This is a genomic window from Actinomadura luzonensis (assembly GCF_022664455.2).
In the GTDB taxonomy this organism is placed as follows: domain Bacteria; phylum Actinomycetota; class Actinomycetes; order Streptosporangiales; family Streptosporangiaceae; genus Nonomuraea; species Nonomuraea luzonensis.
Genome location: NZ_JAKRKC020000001.1, coordinates 5693092 through 5716877 on the forward strand (window position 1 = coordinate 5693092; position 23786 = coordinate 5716877).

The 23786-nt window shown below is 73.9% G+C and carries 22 protein-coding genes, 1 pseudogene and 1 riboswitch; of the genes and pseudogenes, 14 read left to right on the forward strand and 9 right to left on the reverse strand.

What is annotated here, in order from left to right; genetic code table 11:
* The first annotated feature begins 22 nt into the window (after positions 1 to 22).
* The 3 genes from MF672_RS27050 (at position 23) to MF672_RS27060 (ending at position 3472) form a co-directional block, all read left to right on the forward strand.
* The gene (locus MF672_RS27050; RefSeq protein ID WP_242383092.1) at positions 23 to 1300 is read left to right on the forward strand and encodes a Cmx/CmrA family chloramphenicol efflux MFS transporter; all 1278 of its coding nucleotides are present in this window, start codon (positions 23 to 25) and stop codon (positions 1298 to 1300) included.
* The gene (locus MF672_RS27055) at positions 1297 to 2124 is read left to right on the forward strand and encodes an MOSC domain-containing protein (protein ID WP_242383090.1); all 828 of its coding nucleotides are present in this window, start codon (positions 1297 to 1299) and stop codon (positions 2122 to 2124) included. The genes MF672_RS27050 and MF672_RS27055 overlap by 4 nt, the downstream gene beginning before the upstream one ends.
* An 85-nt stretch (positions 2125 to 2209) precedes the next feature.
* A complete protein-coding gene (locus MF672_RS27060; RefSeq protein WP_242383088.1) occupies positions 2210 to 3472 on the forward strand; it encodes an MFS transporter in 1263 nt (420 codons plus the stop codon).
* A gap of 43 nt (positions 3473 to 3515) precedes the next feature.
* Here MF672_RS27060 and MF672_RS27065 read toward each other — a convergent pair whose 3' ends face one another.
* Complete coding sequence (locus tag MF672_RS27065) at positions 3516 to 5084, reverse strand: bifunctional 3'-5' exonuclease/DNA polymerase (RefSeq protein WP_407654741.1); 1569 nt, start codon at positions 5082 to 5084, stop codon at positions 3516 to 3518.
* Between the two features lie 21 nt (positions 5085 to 5105).
* Positions 5106 to 6593: a metallophosphoesterase family protein gene (locus MF672_RS27070; RefSeq protein ID WP_242383086.1), complete on the reverse strand. Its 1488-nt coding sequence runs from the start codon at positions 6591 to 6593 to the stop codon at positions 5106 to 5108.
* Between the two features lie 131 nt (positions 6594 to 6724).
* Here MF672_RS27070 and MF672_RS27075 point away from each other — a divergent pair, with 131 nt between their 5' ends.
* Complete coding sequence (locus tag MF672_RS27075) at positions 6725 to 7132, forward strand: hypothetical protein (RefSeq protein WP_242383085.1); 408 nt, start codon at positions 6725 to 6727, stop codon at positions 7130 to 7132.
* A gap of 14 nt (positions 7133 to 7146) precedes the next feature.
* Here the strand turns inward: MF672_RS27075 and MF672_RS27080 are convergent, their stop codons facing one another.
* Complete coding sequence (locus MF672_RS27080; RefSeq protein ID WP_242383095.1) at positions 7147 to 8790, reverse strand: FAD-binding oxidoreductase; 1644 nt, start codon at positions 8788 to 8790, stop codon at positions 7147 to 7149.
* Between the two features lie 31 nt (positions 8791 to 8821).
* Between MF672_RS27080 and MF672_RS27085 the strand changes: the two genes are divergently transcribed.
* The 6 genes and pseudogenes from MF672_RS27085 (at position 8822) to MF672_RS27110 (ending at position 14408) form a co-directional block, all read left to right on the forward strand.
* Positions 8822 to 9394 (forward strand): TetR/AcrR family transcriptional regulator, encoded by a 573-nt coding sequence (locus MF672_RS27085; protein WP_242383083.1) that lies wholly within the window; start codon positions 8822 to 8824, stop codon positions 9392 to 9394.
* Positions 9357 to 10863: pseudogene (locus MF672_RS27090) on the forward strand (glycerol-3-phosphate dehydrogenase/oxidase). Before MF672_RS27085 ends, MF672_RS27090 begins: the two are co-directional and overlap by 38 nt.
* A gap of 104 nt (positions 10864 to 10967) precedes the next feature.
* Positions 10968 to 11837 (forward strand): sucrase ferredoxin, encoded by an 870-nt coding sequence (locus tag MF672_RS27095; protein ID WP_242373626.1) that lies wholly within the window; start codon positions 10968 to 10970, stop codon positions 11835 to 11837.
* Between the two features lie 100 nt (positions 11838 to 11937).
* Positions 11938 to 12249 carry a WhiB family transcriptional regulator gene (locus MF672_RS27100; RefSeq protein ID WP_080036407.1) on the forward strand — a complete coding sequence of 104 codons (312 nt, stop codon included), beginning with the start codon at positions 11938 to 11940 and terminating at the stop codon, positions 12247 to 12249.
* A gap of 207 nt (positions 12250 to 12456) precedes the next feature.
* Positions 12457 to 13707, forward strand: coding sequence for an esterase-like activity of phytase family protein (locus MF672_RS27105; protein WP_242373625.1), 1251 nt, complete (start codon positions 12457 to 12459; stop codon positions 13705 to 13707).
* A gap of 59 nt (positions 13708 to 13766) precedes the next feature.
* Complete coding sequence (locus MF672_RS27110) at positions 13767 to 14408, forward strand: maleylpyruvate isomerase N-terminal domain-containing protein (RefSeq protein WP_242373624.1); 642 nt, start codon at positions 13767 to 13769, stop codon at positions 14406 to 14408.
* Between the two features lie 3 nt (positions 14409 to 14411).
* On the opposite strand, the gene MF672_RS27115 is transcribed toward MF672_RS27110, so the two are convergent.
* Both MF672_RS27115 and MF672_RS27120 read right to left on the reverse strand, forming a co-directional pair.
* Entirely contained in the window at positions 14412 to 14645 is a 234-nt protein-coding gene (locus tag MF672_RS27115) for a DUF397 domain-containing protein (protein WP_242373623.1), read from the reverse strand.
* A gap of 135 nt (positions 14646 to 14780) precedes the next feature.
* Complete coding sequence (locus MF672_RS27120) at positions 14781 to 15659, reverse strand: Sco1979 family transcriptional regulator (RefSeq protein WP_242373622.1); 879 nt, start codon at positions 15657 to 15659, stop codon at positions 14781 to 14783.
* A 201-nt stretch (positions 15660 to 15860) separates the two neighbouring features.
* Between MF672_RS27120 and MF672_RS27125 the strand changes: the two genes are divergently transcribed.
* Positions 15861 to 16262 (forward strand): ATP-binding protein, encoded by a 402-nt coding sequence (locus MF672_RS27125; protein ID WP_242373621.1) that lies wholly within the window; start codon positions 15861 to 15863, stop codon positions 16260 to 16262.
* Between the two features lie 48 nt (positions 16263 to 16310).
* On the opposite strand, the gene MF672_RS27130 is transcribed toward MF672_RS27125, so the two are convergent.
* Together MF672_RS27130 and rsgA are read right to left on the reverse strand one after the other, a co-directional pair.
* Entirely contained in the window at positions 16311 to 16937 is a 627-nt protein-coding gene (locus tag MF672_RS27130) for a phosphoribosyltransferase (RefSeq protein ID WP_242373620.1), read from the reverse strand.
* A gap of 131 nt (positions 16938 to 17068) precedes the next feature.
* A complete protein-coding gene (rsgA, locus tag MF672_RS27135; protein WP_407654742.1) occupies positions 17069 to 18169 on the reverse strand; it encodes a ribosome small subunit-dependent GTPase A in 1101 nt (366 codons plus the stop codon).
* Between the two features lie 256 nt (positions 18170 to 18425).
* Here rsgA and MF672_RS27140 point away from each other — a divergent pair, with 256 nt between their 5' ends.
* The 3 genes from MF672_RS27140 (at position 18426) to MF672_RS27150 (ending at position 21255) form a co-directional block, all read left to right on the forward strand.
* Positions 18426 to 19037 carry a sigma-70 family RNA polymerase sigma factor gene (locus MF672_RS27140; protein WP_242373618.1) on the forward strand — a complete coding sequence of 204 codons (612 nt, stop codon included), beginning with the start codon at positions 18426 to 18428 and terminating at the stop codon, positions 19035 to 19037.
* Positions 19034 to 19750, forward strand: coding sequence for an anti-sigma factor family protein (locus MF672_RS27145; RefSeq protein WP_242373617.1), 717 nt, complete (start codon positions 19034 to 19036; stop codon positions 19748 to 19750). Before MF672_RS27140 ends, MF672_RS27145 begins: the two co-directional genes overlap by 4 nt.
* A gap of 170 nt (positions 19751 to 19920) precedes the next feature.
* The gene (locus tag MF672_RS27150) at positions 19921 to 21255 is read left to right on the forward strand and encodes a DUF3455 domain-containing protein (protein WP_242373616.1); all 1335 of its coding nucleotides are present in this window, start codon (positions 19921 to 19923) and stop codon (positions 21253 to 21255) included.
* 198 nt (positions 21256 to 21453) lie between these two features.
* Here the strand turns inward: MF672_RS27150 and glyA are convergent, their stop codons facing one another.
* Together glyA and MF672_RS27160 are read right to left on the reverse strand one after the other, a co-directional pair.
* On the reverse strand, positions 21454 to 22704 hold the full coding sequence (gene glyA / locus MF672_RS27155) for a serine hydroxymethyltransferase (RefSeq protein WP_242373615.1): 1251 nt from the start codon (positions 22702 to 22704) through the stop codon (positions 21454 to 21456).
* A 24-nt stretch (positions 22705 to 22728) separates the two neighbouring features.
* A riboswitch (ZMP/ZTP riboswitch) is annotated at positions 22729 to 22811 on the reverse strand.
* Positions 22812 to 22882: 71 nt separating this feature from the next.
* A complete protein-coding gene (locus MF672_RS27160) occupies positions 22883 to 23743 on the reverse strand; it encodes a YihY/virulence factor BrkB family protein (protein ID WP_242373614.1) in 861 nt (286 codons plus the stop codon).
* Positions 23744 to 23786: the final 43 nt, after the last annotated feature.

The window sequence follows — 23786 nt, forward strand, 5'->3', positions numbered from 1 at the left end:
TCTAAAACGGAAGGGGGCCGTCGTGCCGCTGGCGGTGTACATACTGGGGCTCTCGATCTTCGCGCAGGGCACCTCGGAGCTCATGCTGGCCGGCCTGCTGCCGGAGCTGGCCGCCGACCTCGGCGTGTCCGTGCCGCGGGCGGGGCTGCTGATCTCGGCGTTCGCGATGGGGATGCTGGTGGGCGCGCCGGTGCTCGCCGTGGTGACGCTGCGGTGGCCGCGGCGCACGGCGCTGCTGACGTTCCTGGCCGTCTTCGCCCTGACGCACGTGGTGGGGGCGCTGACCTCCGACTACGCGACGCTGTTCGTCACCCGGGTGGCCGGCGCGTTCGTGTACGCCGGGTTCTGGGCCGTGGCGGCGGGCACCGTCATCGGCCTGGTGCCCGCCGAGGCCCGGGGGCGGGCGATGAGCGTGCTGGCGGGCGGGCTGACCGTCGCCACGGTCCTCGGGCTGTCGCTCGGCACGGTCATCGGGCAGCACCTCGGCTGGCGGGCGGCGTTCTGGGCGGTGGCCGGCATGACCCTGCTCGCGGGCGCCGGCGTCCTCGCCACCCTCCCCGGCCGGAGGGCGGCGCACCCCGCCCAGGAGCCCGCACAGGAGCCCGCACAGCAGCCCGACCAGCAGCCCGCCGCCGTCCCGGCGGAGCCCGGCGCCGCCGCGTCCCGGCTGGCCGCGGAGCTGCGCGCGCTCGGGGACCCGCGCCTCTGGCTCGCCTACGCCACCACCGCGCTCACCACCGGCGCCCTGCTCGCCTCCTTCAGCTACCTGAGCGCCACGCTCACCGCCACCACCGGCCTCGCGCCCGCGTGGGTGCCCGCCGTCCTCGCCCTCTACGGCCTCGGGGCGCTCGTCGGCATCACCGCCGGCGGTCGCACCGCCGACGCCCGCCCCTTCCCCACCCTCTTCGCCGGCGTCACCGGCCTGGTCGTCACCTCGGCGGCGCTGGCCCTGGCCGCCTCGGTCCCGGTCCTCGCCGTCGTGCTGGTCCTCCTGCTCGGCGCGTTCGGGTTCGGCACCAACCCGGCGCTCCAGACCAGGGCCTTCGCGCTGGCGGGCGGCGCTCCGACGCTCGCCGCCGCGGGCAACGTCGCCGCCTTCAACGTCGGCATCACGGCCGGCCCCTGGCTGGGCGGCCTGGCCATCGACGCGGGACTCGGCTACCCGTCGGTCTCGTGGATCGGGGCGGCGATCGGCGTCGCGGCCCTCGGCGCGGTCGCGTTGTCCGCGCGCCTGAGCCGGACGCCCGCCGCGGCCGTCCAGGAACGGGTCGGAACGGGTGATATACGGTCGGCGCTATGAAGCTGGCGAGCATTCATTACTACCCCGTCAAATCCACCGCGGGGCATGACACCACCACGGCCGAGGTGCAGCCCTGGGGGCTGGCGGGCGACCGCCGCTACGTGATCACCGACGAGCGCGGGTACGTGCTCACCGCCCGCGAGCGTCCCCGGCTGCTGGCCTGCGTGGCCGAGCTGGACGGCGACCGGCTCACGCTGACCGGCCCGCACGCGGCCCCGCTGCCGGTCACCCCGGCCGGCGAGCCGGGCACGGGCGAATTGTCCACGATCGTGATGGGCGGCACGCCGGTGGCGGTCACCGACTGCGGCGACGACGCGGCGGCCTGGCTGTCGGAGCTGGCCGGGCAGCCGGTCCGGCTGAAGTGGCTGGACGACCCGACCCGCCGCCCGGTCGAGTCGGCGTACGGGCGGCCCGAGGACCGGGTCAGCCTGGCCGACGGCTTCCCGCTGCTGCTCACCACCGCGGCCTCGCTCGCCCGGCTGAACGAGTGGGTCGCCGAGGGCGCGCTGGAGCGCGGCGAGGAGCCGCCCGCGCCGCTGGCCATGCGCCGCTTCCGCCCGAACGTGGTGGTGGACGGGGCGGACGCCTTCGCCGAGGACGAGTGGAAGCGGGTGCGCATCGGCGCGGTGGACTTCCGCGTCACCAAGGGCTGCGACCGGTGCGTGCTGACGACCGTCGATCCGGAGACGTACACGAAGGGCAAGGAGCCCATCAGGACGCTGTCCAGGCACCGCAAGTGGGACGGCAAGGTGTGGTTCGGCGTCAACCTGATCCCGGACACGACCGGCCGGATCACAGTGGGCGATTCGATCGCCATTCTCTGAAATATTACAGAAAAGTTCTTCCCAGACAGAAAAGGGTTACTGTCCCTCTTTTGGGGGGTGTTGGGGTATATGCGAGACTTCACAGGTGACCAGCACCCCCACCAAGCCGGCCGTCTCCTCCCCTGACCCGATCCGGAGCATCCAGCGCCGCACCCTGGGCGTGTTGTCGGCGGCTCAGATCATGGGCGGCGTGGGGGTCGCGGTCGGGCTGGCGCTCAGCTCGGTCGTGGTGGACGAGCTGTCGGGATCCACGGTCATCAGCGGCTTCGCCGGCACCGCCACCACGCTCGGCGCGGCGCTGCTGGCCCTGCCCACGGCCAAGGCCTCCGGCAGGGGCGGCCGGCGCGCCGGGCTGACCCTCGCGTACGTGGCCGCGCTGACCGGCTGCCTGATCTCGGTGACCGCCATCAACCTGCGGACCTGGCCGCTGCTCCTGGCCGGCCTGGTGCTGGTGGGCGGCGGCAGCGCGGGCGGGCTGGCCGCGCGGTACTCGGCGACCGACCTGTCGCCGAAGGGCCGCTCGGCCCGGCACCTGTCGCTGGTGGTGTGGGCCTCGACCATCGGCTCCGTCGCCGGCCCGAACCTGGCCAAGCCCGCCGACCAGATCGGTGTCCGGCTGGGGCTGGTGGACAAGGCCGGGCCGTTCGCGTTCGCGGCGCTGGCCTTCACCCTGGCCATGATCATCATCCTCGGCCTGCTGCGTCCCGACCCGCTCCGGCTGGCCCGCCGCCTCGACGGCGCGCCCGACGCCGGACCGGCGGGCAACCGCACGATCAGGACCGCCTGGCACACCCTGCGCACCACCCCGACGGCCCGCCGCGCGCTGGTGATGATCGCGGTGAGCCACACGGCGATGGTGTCGGTCATGTCGATGACCCCGGTGAAGCTGCACCACGACGGCTCCACCCTGGACGTCATCGGCCTGGTGATCAGCCTGCACATCGCCGGCATGTACATGTTGTCGCCGGTCGTCGGCTGGCTGGCGGACAAGGCCGGCAAGGTGCCCGTGCTGGTGCTCGGCATGGCGCTGCTGCTGACCGCCGCCACGCTCGCCGGCACGGCCGGGCACCGGGTGACGCAGGTGACGGCGGCGCTGTTCCTGCTCGGGCTCGGCTGGTCGTGCGGGCTGGTGGCCGGCTCGGCGCTGGTGACCGAGTCGGTGCCGATCGAGCGCCGTCCCGCCGTGCAAGGGCTGTCCGACCTGCTGATGAACGTCTGCGGCGCCACCGGCACGATCGTCGCCGGCGCGATCGTCGGCGTGCTGTCCTACGGCTTCCTCGGCCTGGTCGTCGGCGTCATGGTGACCCTCGCCGCGGCCTGGCTGCTGACCCTGCGCGCCCGCGGCTGACCCCACCTCCCCGGGCCCCTGCTCGCTCGCGGCGGGGCCGGCGTCACTTGGCGTCGCCGTAGCACCGGACGGCGACCGCCTCCATCGGGAAGCGCACCGGCGTGTCGCCGAACAGCAGGCGGGTGGCCTCGGCGGCGGCGGCCTGCACCGCCGCGGCCACCTCGGCCGCCTGGTGCTCGGGGCAGTGCACCATCACCTCGTCGTGCTGGAAGAACACCAGCTCGGCGGGCTCGGGCAGCAGCCCGCGCAACACCGCCAGCAGCGCCAGCGCCCATTCGGCGGCGGTGCCCTGCACCACGAAGTTGCGGGTGAAGCGCCCCCGGTCGCGGGCCGCGCGCCCGCCCTCGGGGCCCGACACCAGCTCACGCCAGCGGGCCGACGGCGGCGGGCTGGTGCGGCCGAGCCAGGAGCGCACGAGCCGGCCCTCCTCCCCCGCCTTGGCGGCGTCCTCCACGAACTGGTACGCCTTGGGGAAGCGCTGCCGCATCACGGCCAGCAGCTTGGAGGCGTCGCCGCTGGTGCCGCCGTACATGGCCGACAACATCGCGACCTTGGCGTTGTCGCGCTGCCCGCCGAACGACCTGGCGAGCGCCGAGTACAGGTCGATCTCGCCGGCCGCCCGCGCCAGCCCCACGTCGCCGGCCATCGCGGCCAGCACCCGGGGTTCGAGCTGGGCGGCGTCGGCGACGACGAGCGTCCATCCGTCGTCGGCCAGCACCACGCGCCGCATGACCTTGGGGATCTGCAGCGCGCCGCCCCCGCTGGTGGCCCAGCGGCCGGACACCACGCCGCCCACCACGTACTCGGGGCGGAAGCGCCCGCCCCGCACCCACTGGTCGGCCCACGCCCAGCCGTGCGCGCTGAACAGCCTGGCCAGCTCCTTGTACGCCAGCAGCGGCGCCACGGCGGGATGCTCGATCCGCTTGAGCTCCCACGACCGGGTGCTCTTCAGCTCGACCCCGGCCCCCTTGAACGCCTTGACGAGCTGCTGCACCGAGTCGGGGTTGACCGGGTGGCCGAAGGCCGCGGCCACCTCGTCGGCGAGGGCCTGCAGCTTGGCCGGCCGCATGCCGTGCACCGGGCGCGGCCCGAGCAGGTCGGTCAGCAGGGCGTCGTGCACGTCGCGGCGCCAGGGCATGCCCGCGTGCGCCATCTCGGCGGCGACCAGCGCCCCCGCCGACTCGGCGGCCACCAGCAGCCGGAAGCGGCCCGGCTCGGGCAGCGCCGCGACGCGCCGGAGCTGGTCGGCCAGCACCTCGGCGACGGCCCCTGCGGGCAGCGGCTCGGGCGCGAACAACGTGCCCGGCGCGCTCGGCGCCTCCTCGGGCACGGGCAGCCCGTGCAGCCGGGCGTGGGCGGCCCTGGCCGAGCGGCTCTCGCCGTGGCGGCCCTCGTGGGCCAGCAGCAGGCCCTCGGTCAGCGCGAGGTCGTGGCAGCGCCCGACCCGCACGCCGGCCTCCAGCAGCGCGGGGTAGGTGTCGCGGGCGTCGGCCCACACCCACCGGGGCCGCTCGGCCGCCTCGATCTCCCGCACGGCCGCCGCCAGGTCGGCGGGACGGCTCGCGGCGCCCCCGACCGGGAGCACCGTCTCTCCGGCGACCACGACATACACGTGGTCAAGGGTGCCAAACGGCTACGACAGATCGATGCGCACCTCGTCCTCGACGGGCGGCTCCAGCTCCTGGGCGAGGCAGCCGGTGACCGCGAGGCACCGCAGCGTCAGCTCGCGCGGGGTGACGGAGGCGTGCAGGAAGTGCTTGAAGAACGGCGGCGTGTCCCAGTCGGACAGCTCCGACAGGAACCGGTGGTTGACCTTGCCCACGGGCAGCCGCAGCGGCCACGGCCAGGAGCCGAGCAGCCGGGCCGCCCACCGCATGCGGGCGGTGATCTCGACCGGGCCGTCCGGCGTGCGCACCGGCTTGTTGCCGATCTGCTCGGCCATGATGCACGCCGCCTCGCGGGGCTGGAGGCACATCCACGGCATGCGCAGCCGGCGGGCGTAGAGCTGGCTGTAGAACGACAGGGAGTCGCCGCGCAGCGGGTAGCACCGGAAGTCGTCCTCGGCCACCCCCGCCACGTCCACCCGGTCGATGGTGTGGGTGGCGTGCATGAACGCGCCGCCGCCGCCCGAGACGAGGTACTGGATGACCCGGTCGCCCACCCGGACCGGGTAGCGCTGGTAGTTGTGCACGTCGCCGCCGACGGCCGCGACGTAGCGGTGGGCCGGGTCGCGCACGATGTCGTCGATCGTGCCGCCCTCGGCGAGCTGGGACGGTTTGTAGGCGTTGTTGACGTAGATGGGCTTGCCGGTCACCAGGATCTTGGGGCGCGGGTCGCGGGAGACGCGGCGCAGCCAGGCGGTCTGGCCCGGGTCGATGACGTTCTTGATGCCGGTGTCGACGCCGACGATCAGCAGGCTGCCGGTCTCGATCGCCCAGTAGGGGCCCGGCTGCGCCGCCTGCTGCGACGGCCTGCCGCGTAAGGCGCGGGCCTCGGCGAGCCGGGTCTCGTCGATGGTCTCGGGCTTGCGCCAGAGCAGCCCGCGCAGGCCCCGGTCGGGCTGCGGCTTGAGCGGCGGCGCGGCGCAGAAGACGCGCATGAAGCCGCCGAGGCCGTCGTACCAGTCGTGGTTGCCGGGGATCGCGTAGATCGGGGCGTCGTAGTCCTGGTACGGGCGGAAGAACTTGGCGCCGTACTCGTTGCCGGACCCGGTCGGGTAGATGACGTCGCTGGCGATGACGGCGAAAGCGGTGCCCGCGCCCGCTTTCAGCATCGGCGGGACGACCGCGTACTGCGAGGCGTCGCCCTCGCCGGTGTCGCCGAGCAGCAGGAAGTCGAAGCTCTCCCCGACCGGCGGCCTGATGCGGAACTCCGGGTCCGCCCCGCGCGCCTCCTGCTCGGCCACCCACCGCGCCCGCACCTCGCCCGACGGGTCGCCGAACAGCCCGGCCAGGATCTCGTTGCGCGAGCGCCACAGCGTGGCCGCGTTCAGCCAGGTGAAGCCGCGATCGTCGGGCCGGAGCGCGGCGAACGCGCCGACCTGGGTGCAGGCCCAGCCCGCCCCCGCCTCCGACTCCCGAGAGGAGACCCCGTTCCCGTGCCCGGCCGCCGCTTCCGCCATGCCCACATCTTTGCCGTGATCTACCTTTCGCGCGACCCGAACGCTCCGTGCCGTAAAGAACACAGATGGTTCCCGATGGTGTACCCTCACCTCCCCAAGCAAGCGGTTGGGACCGCCGAGGGGAGGCTCCCATGACGCGTAACGGCCCGGACGACGCGACCCGTAAGGGAAGCGTGGAGACGGCCGAGATCGAGGGCCTGCTCGCCTTCGCCGCCACCAGGCGGGGCAAGGCGCGGCTGAACGTCATGAGCGAGGCGATCGCCAAGTGCAGGGCCCTCGTCCGCAAGTCCCCCGGTCAGCACGAGGTCCTGCTCGCGCACTGCCTCCGCACGTCGTCGCGGATGCTGCTCGACGAACGCCGGCTCACCCAGGCGCTGCCCGCGGCGCAGGAGGCGGTGGCGCTCACCCGGAGGTGCGGCGGCCCTCCGCTGGCCGCGGCGCTGATGTGCCTCGGCAACGTCCTGGAGGCGCTCAACCGGTTCAGCGAGGCCGCCGCCGCCATGGCCGAGGCGGACGCCGTCATCGGCAAATCGGACTAACCCCGGAGCCAGGCTCAGGGGACCAGGACGCCCGGATTGAGTATCCCGGCCGGGTCCAGGCGGGCCTTGACCGCCCGCAGCACCTCGGCGCCCAGCGGCCCGATCTCGGCGGCGTAGGCGTCGCGGTGGTCGCGGCCCACCCCGTGGTGGTGCGAGATGGTCCCGCCGGCCGCCACGACGGCCGCGTTCACCTCGGCCTTGGCCCGCTCCCACTGCGCCACCGGGTCGCCGTCCTGCGCCGTCACGACGGTGAAGTAGAGGGAGGCGCCGGTCTCGTACACGTGCGAGATGTGGCACATCACCAGCGGTGAGCCGAGCGCGCCGAGCAGGGCGAGGCGGACCGCGTCGTAGAGCCGGGGCAGGTTCGCCCAGAAGCCGGCGGTCTCCAGCGTCTCGACGGTGGCCCCGGCGGCGAGCAGCGAGTCCCGCAGGTACGGGGCCGAGAAGCGGCCGTGCTCCCACGCCCGGCCCGGCCCCTCGCCCAGCGGCTCGCCGCCGAGCCGCGCCAGCACCGCCCCGGCGGCCTCCCGCCGCCGGGCGACGTCCCCGCCCGCGCCCTCGTAGCCCGCCACGAGCAGGCACCCCGGGCCGCCGGAGCCACCCGAGCCGCCGGAATCGCCGGAACCGCCCGGCCCGCCGGAACCGCCCGAGCCGCCCGAGCCGCCCGAGCCGCCCGAGCCGATCGCGTCCGGCTCGGCCAGGCCGATCATCGTCTCGGTCTCGTCCGACAGGCGCAGCACCGTGGGCGCCGGCCCCTCCTGGGCGAGCGTCCGCACGGCCGCGGACCCGGCCGCCCACGACGGGAAGCGCCACCCCTCGTAGGCGCGCTCGGCGGGGGCCCGCCGCACGCGCAGCCGCAGCGCGGTGATGACGCCGAACGCGCCCTCCGAGCCCAGCACGAGCTGCCGCAGGTCGGGCCCGGCCGCCGACTTGGGGGCGCGGCCGAGCTCGAGGGTGCCGGCGGGCGTGGCCAGGGTGAGCCCGGCGACCATGTCGTCGAAGCGGCCGTACCCGGCCGAGGCCTGGCCGCTGGAGCGGGCCGCGGCGAAGCCGCCGAGCGTGGCGTACTCGAAGGACTGGGGGAAGTGCCCGAGGGTCAGCCCGTGCGCGGCGAGCAGCCGCTCGGCCTCCGGCGCGCGCACCCCCGGCTCGAACTCGGCGAGCATCGACTCCGCGTCCACGGATCGCAGCCGGTCGAGCCGGGCCAGGTCGAGCGCGACCACCCCGGCGAAGCCGGTCCTGGCGGCCGCGAGCCCGCCCACCACCGAGGTGCCGCCGCCGAAGGGCACGACCGCGACGCGCTCGCGCGAGCACAGCTCCAGCAGCGCGGCGACCTCCTCGTGGGTGCCGGGCAGCACGACCGCGTCGGGCGCGTCGGAGCCGTCGCCCGCCCGCATGCGCAGCAGGTCGGGGATGGACTTGCCGCGCGTGTGGCGGACCCGGGCCTCGTGCCCGGTCCGCACCTGTTCCTCCCCGACGACGGCCGCCAGGGCCGCGAGGTGGTCCGGGGTGAGCGCGACCGGCGGCAGGCGCACCGACTCCAGCGCGACCGCCCCCGCGCCGGGGGCCCGCACGCCCAGGAGGTCGCGCAGCAGGCCGCGCACCTGCGCGGGCAGCTCGCGCGCCCGGGCGGGGTCGCCCCAGCCGCACCACAGCATCGGTTCTCGGGTCATGCGTACACTGTGACACATGGCGTCTATTCGTCACAATGACGGCGTTCTGGACGCCGCCCGGGACTGCGTGCTGGCCTACGGCGTCCGCAGGACGACGCTCACGGACGTGGCGCGCCGCGCGGGGGTGTCCAGGATGACGCTCTACCGCCGCTGGCCCGACGTGCGCACGCTGGTCGCCGACCTGATGACCAGGGAGTGGGTGCGGGTGCTGGCGGGGCTGGACGCCGCCGCCGACCCGGTGCGGGCGGTCGTCGAGGGCGTCCGCGCGCTGCGCGCCCACCCGCTCTGGCGCAAGATCGTCGAGACCGACCCCGACCTGCTGCTGCCGTACCTGCTGGACCGGCGCGGCGCCACCCACGAGGCCGTGCTGGAGCTGCTGGAGCCGGTCGTCGGCGACGCGCGGCGGGCCAGGGCGGTGCTGCTGGTGGCGCAGTCGTTCCTGCTGTCGGCGCCCACCATGACCGGCCCCGCCACGGGAGCCCCCGCCGGGCCCGGCACCGTCACCCTGGACGAGCTCGACGCCGAGCTCGCCGCCCTGCTGGAGGCCTATCTTGGACAGCTCGCTCAACGCCGCCCGCCGCTCACGTGAGCTGCGCCTGGTCGCCGAGGAACGGCTCGACGTGCTCGTGGTCGGGCTCGGCGCGACCGGCGCGGGGGCCGCGCTGGACGCCGCCGCGCGCGGCCTGCGCGTGGCCGCGATCGACGCGCACGACCTCGCCTTCGGCACTTCGCGCTGGAGCTCCAAGCTGATCCACGGCGGACTGCGCTACCTGGCCAAGGGGCAGGTCGGCGTGGCCCGCGAGAGCGCGGAGGAGCGCGGCGTCCTGCTCCGCGTGACGGCTCCGCACCTGGTCAGGGCGCACCCGTACGCGCTGCCGCTGACCCCTGCCGTCACCCGCCGCCAGGCCGCCCTGGCGATGACCGGCTACCGGCTCGGCGACGCGCTGCGGGCCGCCGCCCGCCCCGCGCCGGCTGCTGCCCGGCCCGGCGCGGCTGGACGCGGCCAGGGCGCGCACGCTGGTCCCGTTCGCGCCCGCCGCCGACCTGCGCGGCGCCCTGCTGTCGTGGGACGGCCGGCTGCTCGACGACGCCCGCCTGGTGGTGGCGATCGCCAGGACCGCCGCCGCGCGCGGCGCCCGCGTCCTGACCCGCTGCCGCGCGCTGCGCCTCACCCCCGGGGGCGCCGTCGCGCGGGACGAGCTGACCGGCGAGGAGTTCGAGATCCGCGCCCGCACGGTGATCAACGCCACCGGCGTGTGGGCGGGCGCCCTGGACCCCCGGGTGCGGCTGCGCCCGTCCCGGGGCACGCACCTGGTGCTGCGGCCCGGCACGCTGCCCGGCCTGATCGCCGGCCTGCACCTGCCGCTGCCGGGCGAGAACAACCGGTTCGCCCTGGTCCTCCCCCAGCACGACGGCCGCGTGCACGTCGGCCTGACCGACGAGCCGGTGGACGGCCCGGTGCCCGACGTTCCCGAGGCGCCCGAGAAGGACGTCACAACGCTCCTGGAGGTGCTGAACGAGGTTCTCGGGACCCGGGTGACCAGAGAGGCGGTCGCGGGCGCGTACGCGGGCCTCAGGCCCCTTCTGGCCGCCGATGGGCGCACGGCCGACCTGTCCCGGCGGCACGCGGTGCTGTCGGAGGGCGGCCTGGTCACCGTGGTGGGCGGAAAACTCACGACATACCGGCGCATGGCGGAGGACGCCGTGGACCGCGCGGTTTCGTGCGGGAACCTGCGGGCAGGACGTTGTCTCACCCGGCGCATCCCGCTCGTGGGGGCGGAGCCCCGGCCGTCCGGGCCGCCGGCGGGCGTGCCGGCCCGCCTCGCGGAGCGGTACGGCAGCGAGGCCGCCGCCGTGCACGAGCTCGTGCGGGCGTACCCGGAGGAGGTCGGGCCCGGCGTGACCGAGGGCGAGCTCCTGTGGTCGGTCCGGCACGAGGGCGCGCTGGACGAGGGCGACCTGCTGGACAGGCGGACCAGGATCGGCCTGGTCGAAGAGGACAGGGAGCGCGCTCTGCCCGCGACACGTGACGTGCTGGCGCGAATCACCCGCCTCTAAACCCGCTTATCCGTTAGGTTAGTCTTACCTAATTCAACGGCGAAGAGGGGGGACAGGCGTTGGCGAAGGGCTGCGATCATCCGCTCGGGTGCCACAGCGGGGAGGTGCCCACGCTCGCCAGCGCCACCGCGGGGGCCCGGCTGTGGCTGCTGATCGAGTATCCCGGCCCGTGGCCCTCCCACCTCGAAAGCTTCGAACTTCCTGAAGAAATCTCGGAACTGGTCCGCCGGGCGCTCGAACGCGGTATCAGGCCCCAGCTCATCCGCCGCCCCGGCCGCCGGACCCGTCCGCGGGACCAGGGCCTCCGTGTGCTACTCGCGCACGCGGCAGGAGAGCGTCCCTGGCTCGCGAGCGGCGTCGTCGCAGGTCCCGAAGATCTTGACCTGGACGCGCTGGTGGCCGGAGTGGTCCCGGAGTCCTGCATACTTGAAGACGAGCCGGTATTTCTGGTCTGCACGCACGCCAAGCGCAATGTGTGCTGCGCCCGCATTGGACTACCCCTCGCCCGGTCCCTGGCCGAATTTCTGCCGGACAGAGTGTGGGAAACGTCACACGTTGGCGGCGATCGCTACGCCGCCAACCTCGTGTGCTTGCCACACGGAATTTTCTACGGCAGCATGTCTCAGGCTGCTGCACTGGCAGCGGCTAACGCGTACCGGTCGGGCGAGGTCATTCTCGACCGCTACCGGGGACGCGCAGGCATCCCTGAGCCATTGCAGGCCGTCGAGCACTTCGCCCGAGCCCATACGGGAGAGCGCTCCGTCGGCGCGGTGGCCGTGGAATCCTCCAGGTCGGACGGTGACGTCACCGAAGCCATCGTGCGCTGCGGCGACGTCCGGATCCAGGTTGTGGTTGAGCCATCGGCGTTCACAGCGCCGTGTGGCACGGCTTGCGCCGAGACGATCACCACCTACCGGCTGGTTTCGCTGGACAGGCTCACGCCTGTGCGGTACGCCACGCCTGTCCTCGCCTGACTTGGGAACATCACGGCCCGAGGTTGCGTTGGAACAGTGACGCCAAAAGCGTCCAATGCGGCTCAATTACCGAAATACCTCTCACGAAGGTGGTTTTCTCATGTCTCAGGTACGTCGGCAGCTCGCCCGCCCGCGCCCCAGCTGGGGTTGGCAGGATGATGCCGCGTGCCGGGGTGAGGACCTCGTGCTCTTCTTCGGCCCCGACGGGGAGCGGCAGCCCGAGCGTGACGTACGTGAGCGGAAGGCCAAGGCGATCTGCGCCCAGTGCCCTGTCCGCAACGAGTGCCTTGACTACGCGCTGTCCCGGCCGGAGAAGTACGGCACGTGGGGCGGTCTCAACGAGGACGAGCGCGCCAGCGAGCGTCGCCGTCGCATGCGCCGCGCGGCCAGCGCCGGCATCTCCGCCGCCTGACACACCCGGCAGCAACACACACCATCATCGCGTGATCACGCAGTTGTCCCGATGAACCGGAGCCTGGCACCCCACGCTCAGGCTCTGGCGAACCCGGTCGGGACAACTGCCTGATCAGGCCCATACAGACGAACCCGACGCACGGCGGCCACCCCACGTCGCCGTGCGTTCGCCATCCCGTCACACGGCGGCCCTAGCGTGCCCGCCATGAGAAGCATCACCCTCCTGATGTGCGCCGGCGCGGCGGCCCTGTCCCTCGCCGCCCCCGCAGCAGCAGCAGCAGCGAATCCCACCACGGGTCCCACCGCTGGTGCGGCCGCCGATCGCGGGCGGCCCGGCTGGCCGGCCGCCTTCGGGCAGGCCACGCTGACCGGCTTCGCCGCGCTCCCCGCGCAGACCTACGTCCCCGGCAGCGAGCCGTCCGGCTCCGCGCTCGGCACCGCGCCCGTCAACGGGATCACCCCGCCCTTCCCCGGCCAGCCCGTGCAGGGCTTCAGCGGCATCGTGCGGCGCGGCGACGGCACCTACGAGGTGCTGTCCGACAACGGCTTCGGCAACAAGGCCAACAGCTCCGACTTCCTCCTCCGGGTGCACCACATCAAGCCCGACTTCCGCGACAAGTCGGTCAAGGTGCTCGGCGGGTTCAACCTGACCGACCCTCGCAAGCTGGTGCCCTTCGCCCTCACCCGCCAGGACCGCACGCTGACCGGCGCGGACTTCGACGTCGAGTCGATCGTGCGGACCCAGGACGGCACATACTGGATCGGCGACGAGTTCGGCCCCTACCTGCTGCACTTCGACCGCAAGGGCCGCCTCATGGACGCCCCGGTCGCGCTGCCCGGCGTCCGCGCGCCGGAGAACCCCGAACTGAACGGCGCCCAGCCGAACCTGGCCTCCAGCAAGGGCTTCGAGGGCATGGCGCGCGGCGTCGACGGCCGCCACCTCTACCCGCTGCTCGAAGGCACGGTCGCGGGCGACCCCGAGGGAACGCTGCGGATGAACGAGTTCGACCTGCGCACCCGGTCCTACACCGGGCGGCGGTGGACGTACCGGCTGGACTCGCCCGCGCACGCCATCGGCGACGCCGTCGCCGTGGACGCCGACCGCTTCCTCGTCATCGAGCGCGACAACGCGCAGGGCGACGCCGCCCAGGTCAAGCGCGTCTACCTGGCCGACCGGCGGGACCGCGACGGCGACGGCACCCTGGACAAGACCCTGGTCGCGGACCTGCTGAACCTCGCCGACCCGCGCGGCCTCGCCGGCGCCCCCGGCACCTTCCGCTTCCCGTTCCAGACGATCGAGGACGTCGCCGTCCTGGACGACCGCACGCTGGCCGTCCTCGACGACAACAACTTCCCCTTCTCGAACGGCCGCACGGCGGGCAGGCCGGACGACAACGAGTTCATCACCGTCCGCCTGGCGCGCGGCCTCCAGGCCGACCCCCGCGTCCGCCGCTGAACGCGCGCGGCCGGCGCCCCCCGTGGCGGGGCGCCGGCCGCGCGCGTTAGAGTGCCCGGATGGCACGTTCCCAGCGCGCTCCCGTGACCGCCGACGACCTGGAGCGGGTCGTCCGGATGGCCGTGGACGTGCTCGCCGCCGCGCCCGCGCACGCGTGGGACGCCAAGGCGGGCTCTCTGGAGTGGACCTGCCGCGAGACCGCCGGCCACCTGGCCGACGACTTGTTCGCCTACGCCGCCCAGCTCGGCCCGCGCCGGCCGCCCACCGACCGCTATGTCCCCTTCGCGGTGAGCGGCGCCCGGGAGGGCGGGCCCGTGGAGACCGTCCGGGCGCGCCCCGAGGAGGGCCCGGACGGCGTGCTGCAGGTGGTGGAGGCGTGCGGCGCGCTGCTGGTCGCGATGGTCAGGACGGCCCCGCCGCACGTGCTCGCCTATCACGGGTTCGGCAACGCCGACCCCGAGGGCTTCGCCGCGATGGGGCTCGTGGAGACCCTCGTCCACACCCATGACCTGGCCGAGGGCCTGGGCCTGGCGTGGGACCCGCCGGCGGACGTGTGCGCCCGGGTGCTCGACCGGCTCTTCCCCGGCGCGCCCATCGACGCCGGGCCCTGGCCGGCCCTGCTGTGGGCGACGGGCCGCCGCGCGCTCCCCGGGCGCCCGCGCCTGACGGAATGGCGCTGGTACAGCGCGCCCAGGGACTGAACCTCAGACGATGAGGTCGTCGAACTCCCCGTCCTTGGCGCCGAGGACGAAAGCGGCGATCTCCGCCGGGGTGTAGACCAGCGCCGGCCCTTCGGGAAAGCGTGAGTTGCGCATGGCGATCTCCCCGTTGGGCAGGGACGCCACCTCGACGCAGTTGCCGTTGGGGTTGCTCCGCTTGCTCTTGCGCCAGACGACGGGAAGGCGGCCGGCGGGGGTTCCGTTCCGGAACTCGTGCATGGGGGCAGCTCCTCGCGATCTTACGGATGCACGTGCATCCGCGTTTGCGAGCTGACAATACGGCAGCGTGCTGACCTCCATATACCGGACGACCAAAAATCCCGGTATGTAGTGGATCACACGGACATCAGACCATCAGGAGAGGAGGCGCTCCAGGAAACGCCGCGTCTCCTTCGGCGTCTCGGCCTGGACGCTGAGCCGGTCCATGACCTCCATGTAGTGGTCGGAGTCGGCGGGTTTGTCCAGGTAGAGAGCGCTGGTGAGCTGCTCCATGTAGACCACGTCGGGCAGCTCGCGCTCGGGGAAGCGCAGGATGCTGAACGGGCCGCCGGCCGCCGCGTGCCCGCCCCGGTCGAACGGCATGACCTGGACGGTGACGTTGCGCTCGGCCGTGACGTCCAGCAGGTGCGCGATCTGGGCGCGCATGGTGGCGGGGCCGCCGAGCGTGCGGCGCACCACCGCCTCGTCGATGACCGCCCACAGGGTGAGCCCGGCCTCCAGCCGGTTCTGCCGGGTGGTGCGGAGGGCGACCCGCCGGTCCAGCTCGTTCCTGGCGGCCTTCTCGTGGGCCAGCTCGATGACCGCCCTGGCGTAGTCGGGGGTCTGCAGCAGGCCGGGCACGAACTGGTTCTCGTAAGTGCGGATGCTGGAGGCGGCGCCCTCCAGGCCGATGTAGACCTCGAACCAGGCGGGCAGCACGTCGCCGTACTTGTGCCACCAGCCGGGGGCGTTGGCCTGCTTGGCGAGGTCGAGGAGCTGCTGGCGCTCGGCGGCGTCGGTGACGCCGTAGAGGGTGAGCAGATCGGCCACGTCACGCTGCTTGAAGCTGACCTGGCCGAGCTCCAGCCGGCTGATCTTGGCGTGAGATGCGCGAATCGAGTACCCGGCGTCCTCCCGCGAGATACCCTTCTCCGTACGGAGCCTGCGGAGCTGCGTCCCGAGCAGGATCCGCAGCACCGTCGGGCTTCCCGGCGCGTAGCTGAGAAGTTTCCCTTCCGCGCTCTCTGCGCTCACCGTACCGCTCCTAGATCATCTGCACGTGCAGATGCGATCAGCATCCGTAAACTACGAAAAGTCTTGCATTGGTAAGCACTCCCCGTAAAGATGGGCATTGGATCACCAGACCGCGCTTCGGGGGCCAGAATGACGACTTTCGACGCTCGGCCGCAAGCCGCCATCGGTTCCCGGCCACCAAATTGGCTTTTCGCCATTCTGGTGGACGGCGGCGCCAGTGAGTGCGACGCGGTGTTCCCCTTCGCCGAGCGCACCGCGCTCGAACCGGCCTGCGTGGCCACCGCGCGGCGCTTCGTCGACCAGACCTTGACCTCGTGGGGCGTGAGCGAGGTCGCCTTCGACGCCCAGCTCGTCGTCTCCGAGCTGGTCACCAACGCGATCAGGCACGGCGGCGGCGCCGCGCAGCTCCGGCTGCTGTGCCACGGCCCGGAGCTGGCGTGCGTGGTGACCGACCACAGCCGCACCGCGCCGGTGGCCGCCGCGCCCGACGTCTTCTCCGAGTACGGGCGGGGGCTGCGGCTGGTCGACGCGCTGTGCAGCGGCTGGGGCTGGCTGTCGGCCGGCGCCGCCCGCAAGCTCGTCTGGGCCGTCCTCGCCGGCTGACCGAGCGGACTGTCGGGCGGGGTACCAGGCGGGCTGAGCGCCGGCGGGTCAGGCGGCGCCCAGCAGGTCCAGCACGTCCTCGTCGCTGAGCTGCTCGAAGTGCTCGTACCACTGCCCCACCGCCCGGAAGTCGACCGGCGTCAGCAACGCCACCACCTCGTCGGCCTCCTGCCGCAGGGCCTCCACCGTGCCCCGCGCCCCGACCGGCACGGCCAGCGTCACCCTGGCGGGCTTGGCCGCGGCCACCGCCCGCAGCGCCGCCCGCGCGGTGCCGCCCGTCGCCAGGCCGTCGTCCACGACGATCACCTCGCGGCCCTCCAGGGGCGGCAGCGCCCGCTCGCCCCGGTAGGCGCGCACCCGGCGGGCCAGCTCGCGCCGCTCCTCCTCCACCACCCCCGCGACCGACTCCGGCGTCAGGCCGAGCCGGTGCAGCAGCGCCAGGTCGAACACCGGCTCGCCGCCCTCCGCGATCGCCCCGACGCCCAGCTCGGGCTGCGGCGGGTAGCCGATCTTCCTGGTGACGAGCACGTCCAGGGGGGCGCCGAACCGGCGCGCGACGGGCACCGCCACCGCCACTCCCCCGCGCGGCAACGCGAGCACCACGGGGTCGCGGGCGTCCGGCAGCCGCTCGGCCAGGAGGGCCCCGGCCTCGGCCCGGTCTGCGAAGAGCTCCATGTCCTCTGCCTACCCACCAGGGCCCGCCCCTCGCGCGGGCGCCTGCCGTTGCGGACGTCCGGAACAGCGGGCCCGTCAGATCCCGATCCCGCCGCGCGGGGCCGGCCGGCGGCCCCGCGCGGCGGGCCGCGTCACGGGCGGTTGCGGCCGGAGCGGCGCATCTCCTTGGTGATGATCTTCCACTTGTTCTGCTGCTCCTTGCGGAGCCGCGCGTCCGTCCTGGACGCCATCCAGGCCGCCTCGCGCCGCAGCTTGCGCCAGCTCTCCAGGCGGCGCTCCGGCAGCTCGCCGCACTCCACGGCGGCCAGCACCGCGCAGCCCGGCTCGCCGTCGTGCCCGCAGTCGCCGAACCGGCACCGGCCGGCCAGCTCCTCGACGTCGGCGAAGACCAGGTCGACGCCCTGGCCCATGTCGTACAGGCCGATCCTGCGGATGCCGGGCGTGTCGATGACGAGCCCGCCGCCGCGCAACGGGATCAGCTCCCGATGCACGGTCGTGTGCCGGCCGCGCCCGTCGGCGGCGCGCACCTGCTGGGTCTCCATGACCTCCTCGCCGGCCAGCGCGTTGACCAGCGTGGACTTCCCCGCCCCCGACGGACCGAGGATGACGGCCGTGCGGGAGCCGCCGAGGTAGGAGGCCGCGATCTCCACCCCCTCGCCGCGCAGCGACGAGACGGCGTGCACGTCCACGCCGGGGGCGGCCGTGCGCACGTCGGCGAGCAGGTCGTCGAGGCCCTGCTCGAACAGGTCGGACTTGGTGACCAGCACGACCGGCGTCCCGCCGGACTCCCAGGCGAGCGCGACCAGCCGCTCGATCCTGGCCAGGTCGGCGAAGTCGGTCGAGTGCATGGCCGGCTCGGCCACGAAGACCACGTCGACGTTGGCCGCGAGCACCTGGCCCTGGCCGTCGCCGGACAGGCCGCCGATCGAGTCGCGGCTCACGCCGCCCCGGACGAACGCGGTGCTCCGCGGCAGCACCGCGGCCAGCTCGTAGCGGCCCTCGGGCAGCAGCCGCAGCGCCACCCAGTCGCCCACGCAGGGCAGCGCGACCGGGTCGGCGGCCGAGGCCCGGCGGACCTGGGCGGCGTAGCGGACGTGGTGGTGGCCGTCGGCCGCGATCACCTCGGCGGCGCCGCGGTCGACGCGGGCCACGCGGGCGGGCACGGCGTCCTCGGGCAGCTCGGCGGCACGCGCGTCGGTCCAGCCGAGGAAGGAAAGGTCAAAAGAGGACAAAGAAGACACTGGAGTGGAACCCTTTGATCGAGAAGGGAAAAGGAGCCGGGCAGCGTCAGATGAGCGCCCGGAGGTGGACTGACGGCACGCAGAACAGGACGACCCGCATAGTCCTCACCTCCTCGATCGGTTGACCGGAGCAGACTCTACGCACGCCGCTCCCCCCGACGCAATCCATTTTGGTCTGGCGATTCGTTGAACCGTGTTACGGCGGCCCCCCGTACCTCCTCGCGACGGACACGAGAAAGGGGACGACATGCGAGCGAGCACGTATCCCCCGCCCTCGGCCGACGGAGCCACCCCGAAGGGCAGGCCGCGCGCACGCCACTGGATCAGGCGCGTTCGTCCGGAGCACGAGGTGCCCGACGACGAGGTGGCCGTGTCCGCGCTCTACCGGGAGTACCACGGGCCGCTGCTCGGCTTCGTGATCCGGCTGACGGCGGGCGATCGGCAGTGGGCGGAGGACGTGGTGCAGGAAACCATGATCCGGGCCTGGCGGAGCGCCGAGCAGCTCGATCCCGACGCGGTCTCGCTGATGCCCTGGCTCGCCACGGTGGCCAGACGTATCGTGATCGACGACCGGCGGCGCAGGGACGCCCGCCCCCAGGAGTCGGGCGACGGGCCGCTGGAGAGCATGCCCGTGCCGGACGAGATGGAGGGACTCCTGCACCAGGTGGTCGTGTCAGAGGCGCTGAAGGCGTTGTCGCCGGCCCACCGCGAGATCCTCAACGAGACGATCCTGCGGGACCGGTCGGTGAACGACGCCGCCGCGGCGCTCGGCATCCCGGTGGGCACCGTGAAGTCCCGGGTGTACTACGCCGTGCGCGCGCTGCGCGTCGCGCTGGAGGAGAGGGGGGTGACGGCGTGACAGCGAGAGTCGAGCACACGGATGTGGGGGCCTACGCGCTCGGCCTGCTCGAAGAGGAGGACAGGGAGGCGTTCGAGGCTCACCTGCTGCTCTGCGGCGGATGCCGGGCCGAGCTCTCCGACCTCGCGGGGGTGGCGAGCGCGCTCAACGGCATCGGGCCGGTGCGCGAGGAGCCGCCGCCCGTGCCCGGCCCGGCGATCGACCTGCTGCGCCGCAAGCGGGCGGCCGACCGGCGGACCCGGCGGGGCACGTTCGTGATCGGCATGGCGGCGGCGGTGACGCTGGTGGCCGGCGGGCTGACCGTCGGCACGCAGCTCAGCGGGGGCGGAGCCGCGCAGGTGGCGCAGGACCACGCCGGCCACGTCGGCCAGGGCCCCGCCGAGCAGTTCTACGCCGACGGCCGGCCCATCGCCGGCAAGGGCGTGGACGGCGTCTCCGGCGGGCTCGTGGTGGAGTCCAAGGGCTGGGGGACGCACGCCGCGCTCAAGCTGGCCGGGGTCAAGGGGCCGCTGGAGTGCGAGCTGATCTCGGTCGGCAAGTCGGGCGAGCGCCGGGTGATGACGGGGTGGTCCGTGCCTCCAGCCGGGTACGGAGTGCCGGGGTCGCCCGACCCGCTCTACATGCACGGCGGCAGCGCCACGCCGCTGAAGGAGATCGACCACTTCGAGGTGGTGACCTCGACCGGGAAGCGGCTGCTGACCGTCCGGATCTGAGCGCCCGAGCCCGAGCCCTCCCGCCGCCGGTGGGAGGGCTTTCGCGTTTTTCCCGGCGCGGGTTGAACCGGGGCGGGGCCGGCTGCGTACTGCTTGCCAGATCGGTCGGAAAAGCCTGCCTTTGACGAGGTCGTCCCATGGTCATGCGGAAATCAGCCGTTCCCGGAGCGGTGCTGGCACTCGCGCTGGCACTCGCGCCCGCCGTCCCCGCGGGGGCCGCCGAGGACGGGACGGTGTACCTCGCGGCGGGGCTGCGGGGCGCGAACGAGGTCGGCGTCGCGGGCGACCCGGACGGGCTGGCCACGGTGGTGCTGCGGATCAGCGGCGACGAGGTGGCCTTCGCGGCGCGCTGGGAAGGCGTCGGCGCGCCGGTGGACGTCCAGGTGGCGGCGGGGGCGCGCGGCGAGCCAGGCGCGGACCGGCTGCGGCTGCTCGGCGGGCCGCTCCCGGGGTCCGTGCGCGGGGTGACCGGCGTGGTGCGGGCCGCCCCCGACCTGGTGGCGGCGCTCCTCACCGACCCGGCCGGCCACCACGCCGACCTGCGCGACGCCGCCCACCCCAGGGGCGCGGTCCGGGGCCGGTTCCACCGGCTGGCGCGGCCGGTGGACCTGAACGGCGTCCTCAACGGCCCCGACCAGGCGACCCTGTCCGCTCGTACACCGGCGCCCGCCCCAGCGACGACCTCCGGGGCGACGACCTCCGGGGCGACGGCCTCTGGGGCGACGGCCGAGGGAACGGCGGCGGGCGACGGGCAGGCGGCCGAGGCCGGGCAGGCGGTGTGGTGGTTGCGGCCCGGGGGCGCGGGCGTGGCCTACGCCGCGCACTGGTCCGGGCTGACGGGGCCCGTGACCGGCGGCCTGGTGGCGCGCGAGGGCGTCACCAGGCCGGCCGAGACGACGCCCACGGCCACCACCGAGGCGGCGGGGGTGACCCTGTTCACGGGTGCCTTGCCGGAGAACGTGACCGGCGTAGCGGGGGTGGCGCCGGTCGCGCCCGGCGTCGCGCGGCGGCTCGCCGCCGACCCGGCCCGGTACGCCGCGGTGCTGCGGACCGCCGCCGGCGCCCTCGTGCGCGCCCGGCTGAGCGCGGGGGCGGAGGCGCACCCGCGGGCCCTCACCGCGCCCGTGCTGCGCGGCGAGCAGGTCTACGCCTGCACCCAGCAGCCCTCAGGCGCGTACGCCCTCACCCAGCTCGGCGTCGCGGCCCGGCTGCGGAGGGGCGTCGACCACTCGTACGTGACCCCGGCCGCGGGCCCGCCGCAGTGGGTGGCGCCCGACGGCAGCGCGGTGCGCGGCGCGGTGGTCACCCGCACCCCGAACGGCGACGGCGTCATCCCCGAGCTGGTGCTGGACGCGACCCAGGCGGGCGCGCCCGCGGGCCTGCTCGCCCGGGCCACCGAGATCCTCCGGCTGAACACCACGGGCGGCGCGGCCCCGCCCGGGCCCTGCGCGCCCGGGGCGGAGGTGCGGGTCCCCTACGGGGCCGACTACGTCTTCCTGAGCTGACGGCGACGGCGGGGGACGACTCGGTCCCGTCCCCTGCCGGCCGTTCCCGGCCGTGCGGCGAGGCGTTCTCCGGCGCCGCCGCCCGGCCGCCGCGGCGGGGTACTCCGGCCCACCCCGCCCGCGCCGAGCGCCCCGCCGCACACGGAGCCCGTGCGGCGGGGCGCTCCGGCGTCGCCGCGGGGCCGCTCCCCGGGACGGTTACAGGCCGGGGGCCGGGAACTGCGCGGTGAGGTCGCTGACCTCGCGGTGCACGCGGGTGATGACGTCCTCGGCGTCGCCCTTGGCGAGGGCGGTGACGACCTCGTCGATCCAGGCGCCGATCTGCCGCATCTCGGCCTCGCCCATGCCGCGCGAGGTGACCGACGGCGTGCCGATGCGGATGCCGGACGGGTCGAACGGCTTGCGCGTGTCGAACGGCACCGTGTTGTAGTTGGTCTCCAGCCCGGCCCGGTCGAGCGCCTGGGCGGCCGGCTTGCCGCCGATGCCCTTGGGCGTGAGGTCGAGCAGGATGAGGTGGTTGTCGGTGCCGCCGGAGACGAGGTCGAAGCCGCGCGCGGCGAGCTCCTCGGCCAGCGCCTTGGCGTTGGCGACGACCTGGTGGGCGTACTCGCGGAAGGACGGCTGGGCGGCCTCGTGCAGCGCGACGGCGATGGCTGCGGTGGTGTGGTTGTGCGGGCCGCCCTGCAGGCCGGGGAAGACGGCCTTGTTGAGCGCGGTGGCGTGCTCGTCGGCGGTGGCCATGAGCATGGCGCCGCGCGGGCCGCGCAGCGTCTTGTGGGTGGTGGTGGAGATGACGTCGGCGTGGCCCACCGGGGAGGGGTGGGCGCCGCCCGCGACCAGGCCGGCGATGTGCGCGATGTCGGCGGCCAGCACGGCGCCGACCTCGCGGGCGATGGCGGCGAAGCCCTCGAAGTCGATGGTGCGCGGGATGGCGGTGCCGCCGCAGAAGATGAGCTTGGGCCGGTGCTCCAGGGCCAGCTCGCGGACCTCGTCGAGGTCGATGCGGCCGGTGTCCTTGCGCACGCCGTAGCGGACGGAGTTGAACCACTTGCCGGTGGCCGAGACCGACCAGCCGTGCGTGAGGTGGCCGCCGAAGGGCAGGCCCATGCCCATCACGGTGTCGCCGGGCCGCAGGAACGCCATGTAGATGGCGAGGTTGGCGGGCGAGCCGGAGTAGGGCTGCACGTTGGCGTGCTCGACGCCGAACAGCGCCTTGGCGCGGTCGATGGCCAGCGTCTCGATCTGGTCGATGACCTGCTGGCCCTCGTAGTAGCGCTTGCCCGCGTAGCCCTCGGAGTACTTGTTGGTCAGGACGGTGCCGGTGGCCTCCAGCACGGCCTTGGAGACGTAGTTCTCCGAGGCGATCAGCTTGACCGTGTCGGCCTGGCGGCGCTCCTCAGCCTTGATGAGCTCGGCGATCTGCGGGTCGACGCTAGCGAGAGAACTCATGACTCTCCTGTCATCGTTGACGACTGCGAAGACCCAGGCGCCCGGCCTCCGCTCCTTTCGCTCCCCGGTGGTCGATCCCACCCAATGCGCCAGTCGCGTCTCGCTGTAGACGATAGCGGATGCGGCGCAGGGCTTATCCCTGGTCAGCGAGAGGTGATCGGGACGCGCGGGGGACCGGCTATCTGGCGCGGCCCTCCCCGGGCCACAGCCGGTCGACCTCGGCGTTGAGTATCGCCCCGATGAGCACGGCGAGCGCGGTGATGTAGAGCCACAGCAGCACGGCGATGGGGGCGGCCAGCGAGCCGTACACGGAGACGGGCGAGAACCAGGCGGCCAGCACGGCGCGCAGCACGGCGGCGCAGACGATCCAGAGGAACAGGGCCAGGATGGCGCCCGGCAGCTCGCGGAACCACCGGGTGCGCACCGGCACGCTGACGTGGTAGAGCACGGTGAGGAAGAGCACCGACCCGATGATCACGACGGGCCAGTAGAGGACGTCGACCATGACGCCGTACTGGGCGGGCAGCGCGTCCTTGAGCAGGGTCGGGCCGACGACCAGGATCGGCATGATGATGATCGCGATGACCAGGCCCAGGATGTACAGGCCGAAGGACATGAGCCGGGTGCGGATGATGCCGCGCTCCTCGCCGAGGCCGTAGGCGACGGAGATGAGGTCCACGTAGACGTACAGTGCCCGGGAGCCGGACCAGAGCGACAGCAGGAAGCCCAGCGAGATGATCGACACCTTGCCGGCGTCGTCGCTGAGCACGTCGGTGATCAGCGGGTTGACGACCTTGTTGACCGCGTCCTCGGTGAACAGCAGCCCGGCCTGCTCGATCACCCATGCCTTCACCTGGCCGACGACGCCGCCGCCGACCCAGGTGCCGATCTTGCCGAGCACGCCGATGAGGCCGAGCACGAACGGCGGCAGCGACAGCAGCGCGAAGAAGGCCGCCTCGCCGGCCAGGCCGGTGACGCGGTAGGCGACGCCGGCGTTGGTCGCCGCCCGGACGATCGCCCACGACTTGGTGTCGAGCACCCAGCTCAGCCTCGCGCGAGCGTGTCTGACCAGCCCTCTTCTC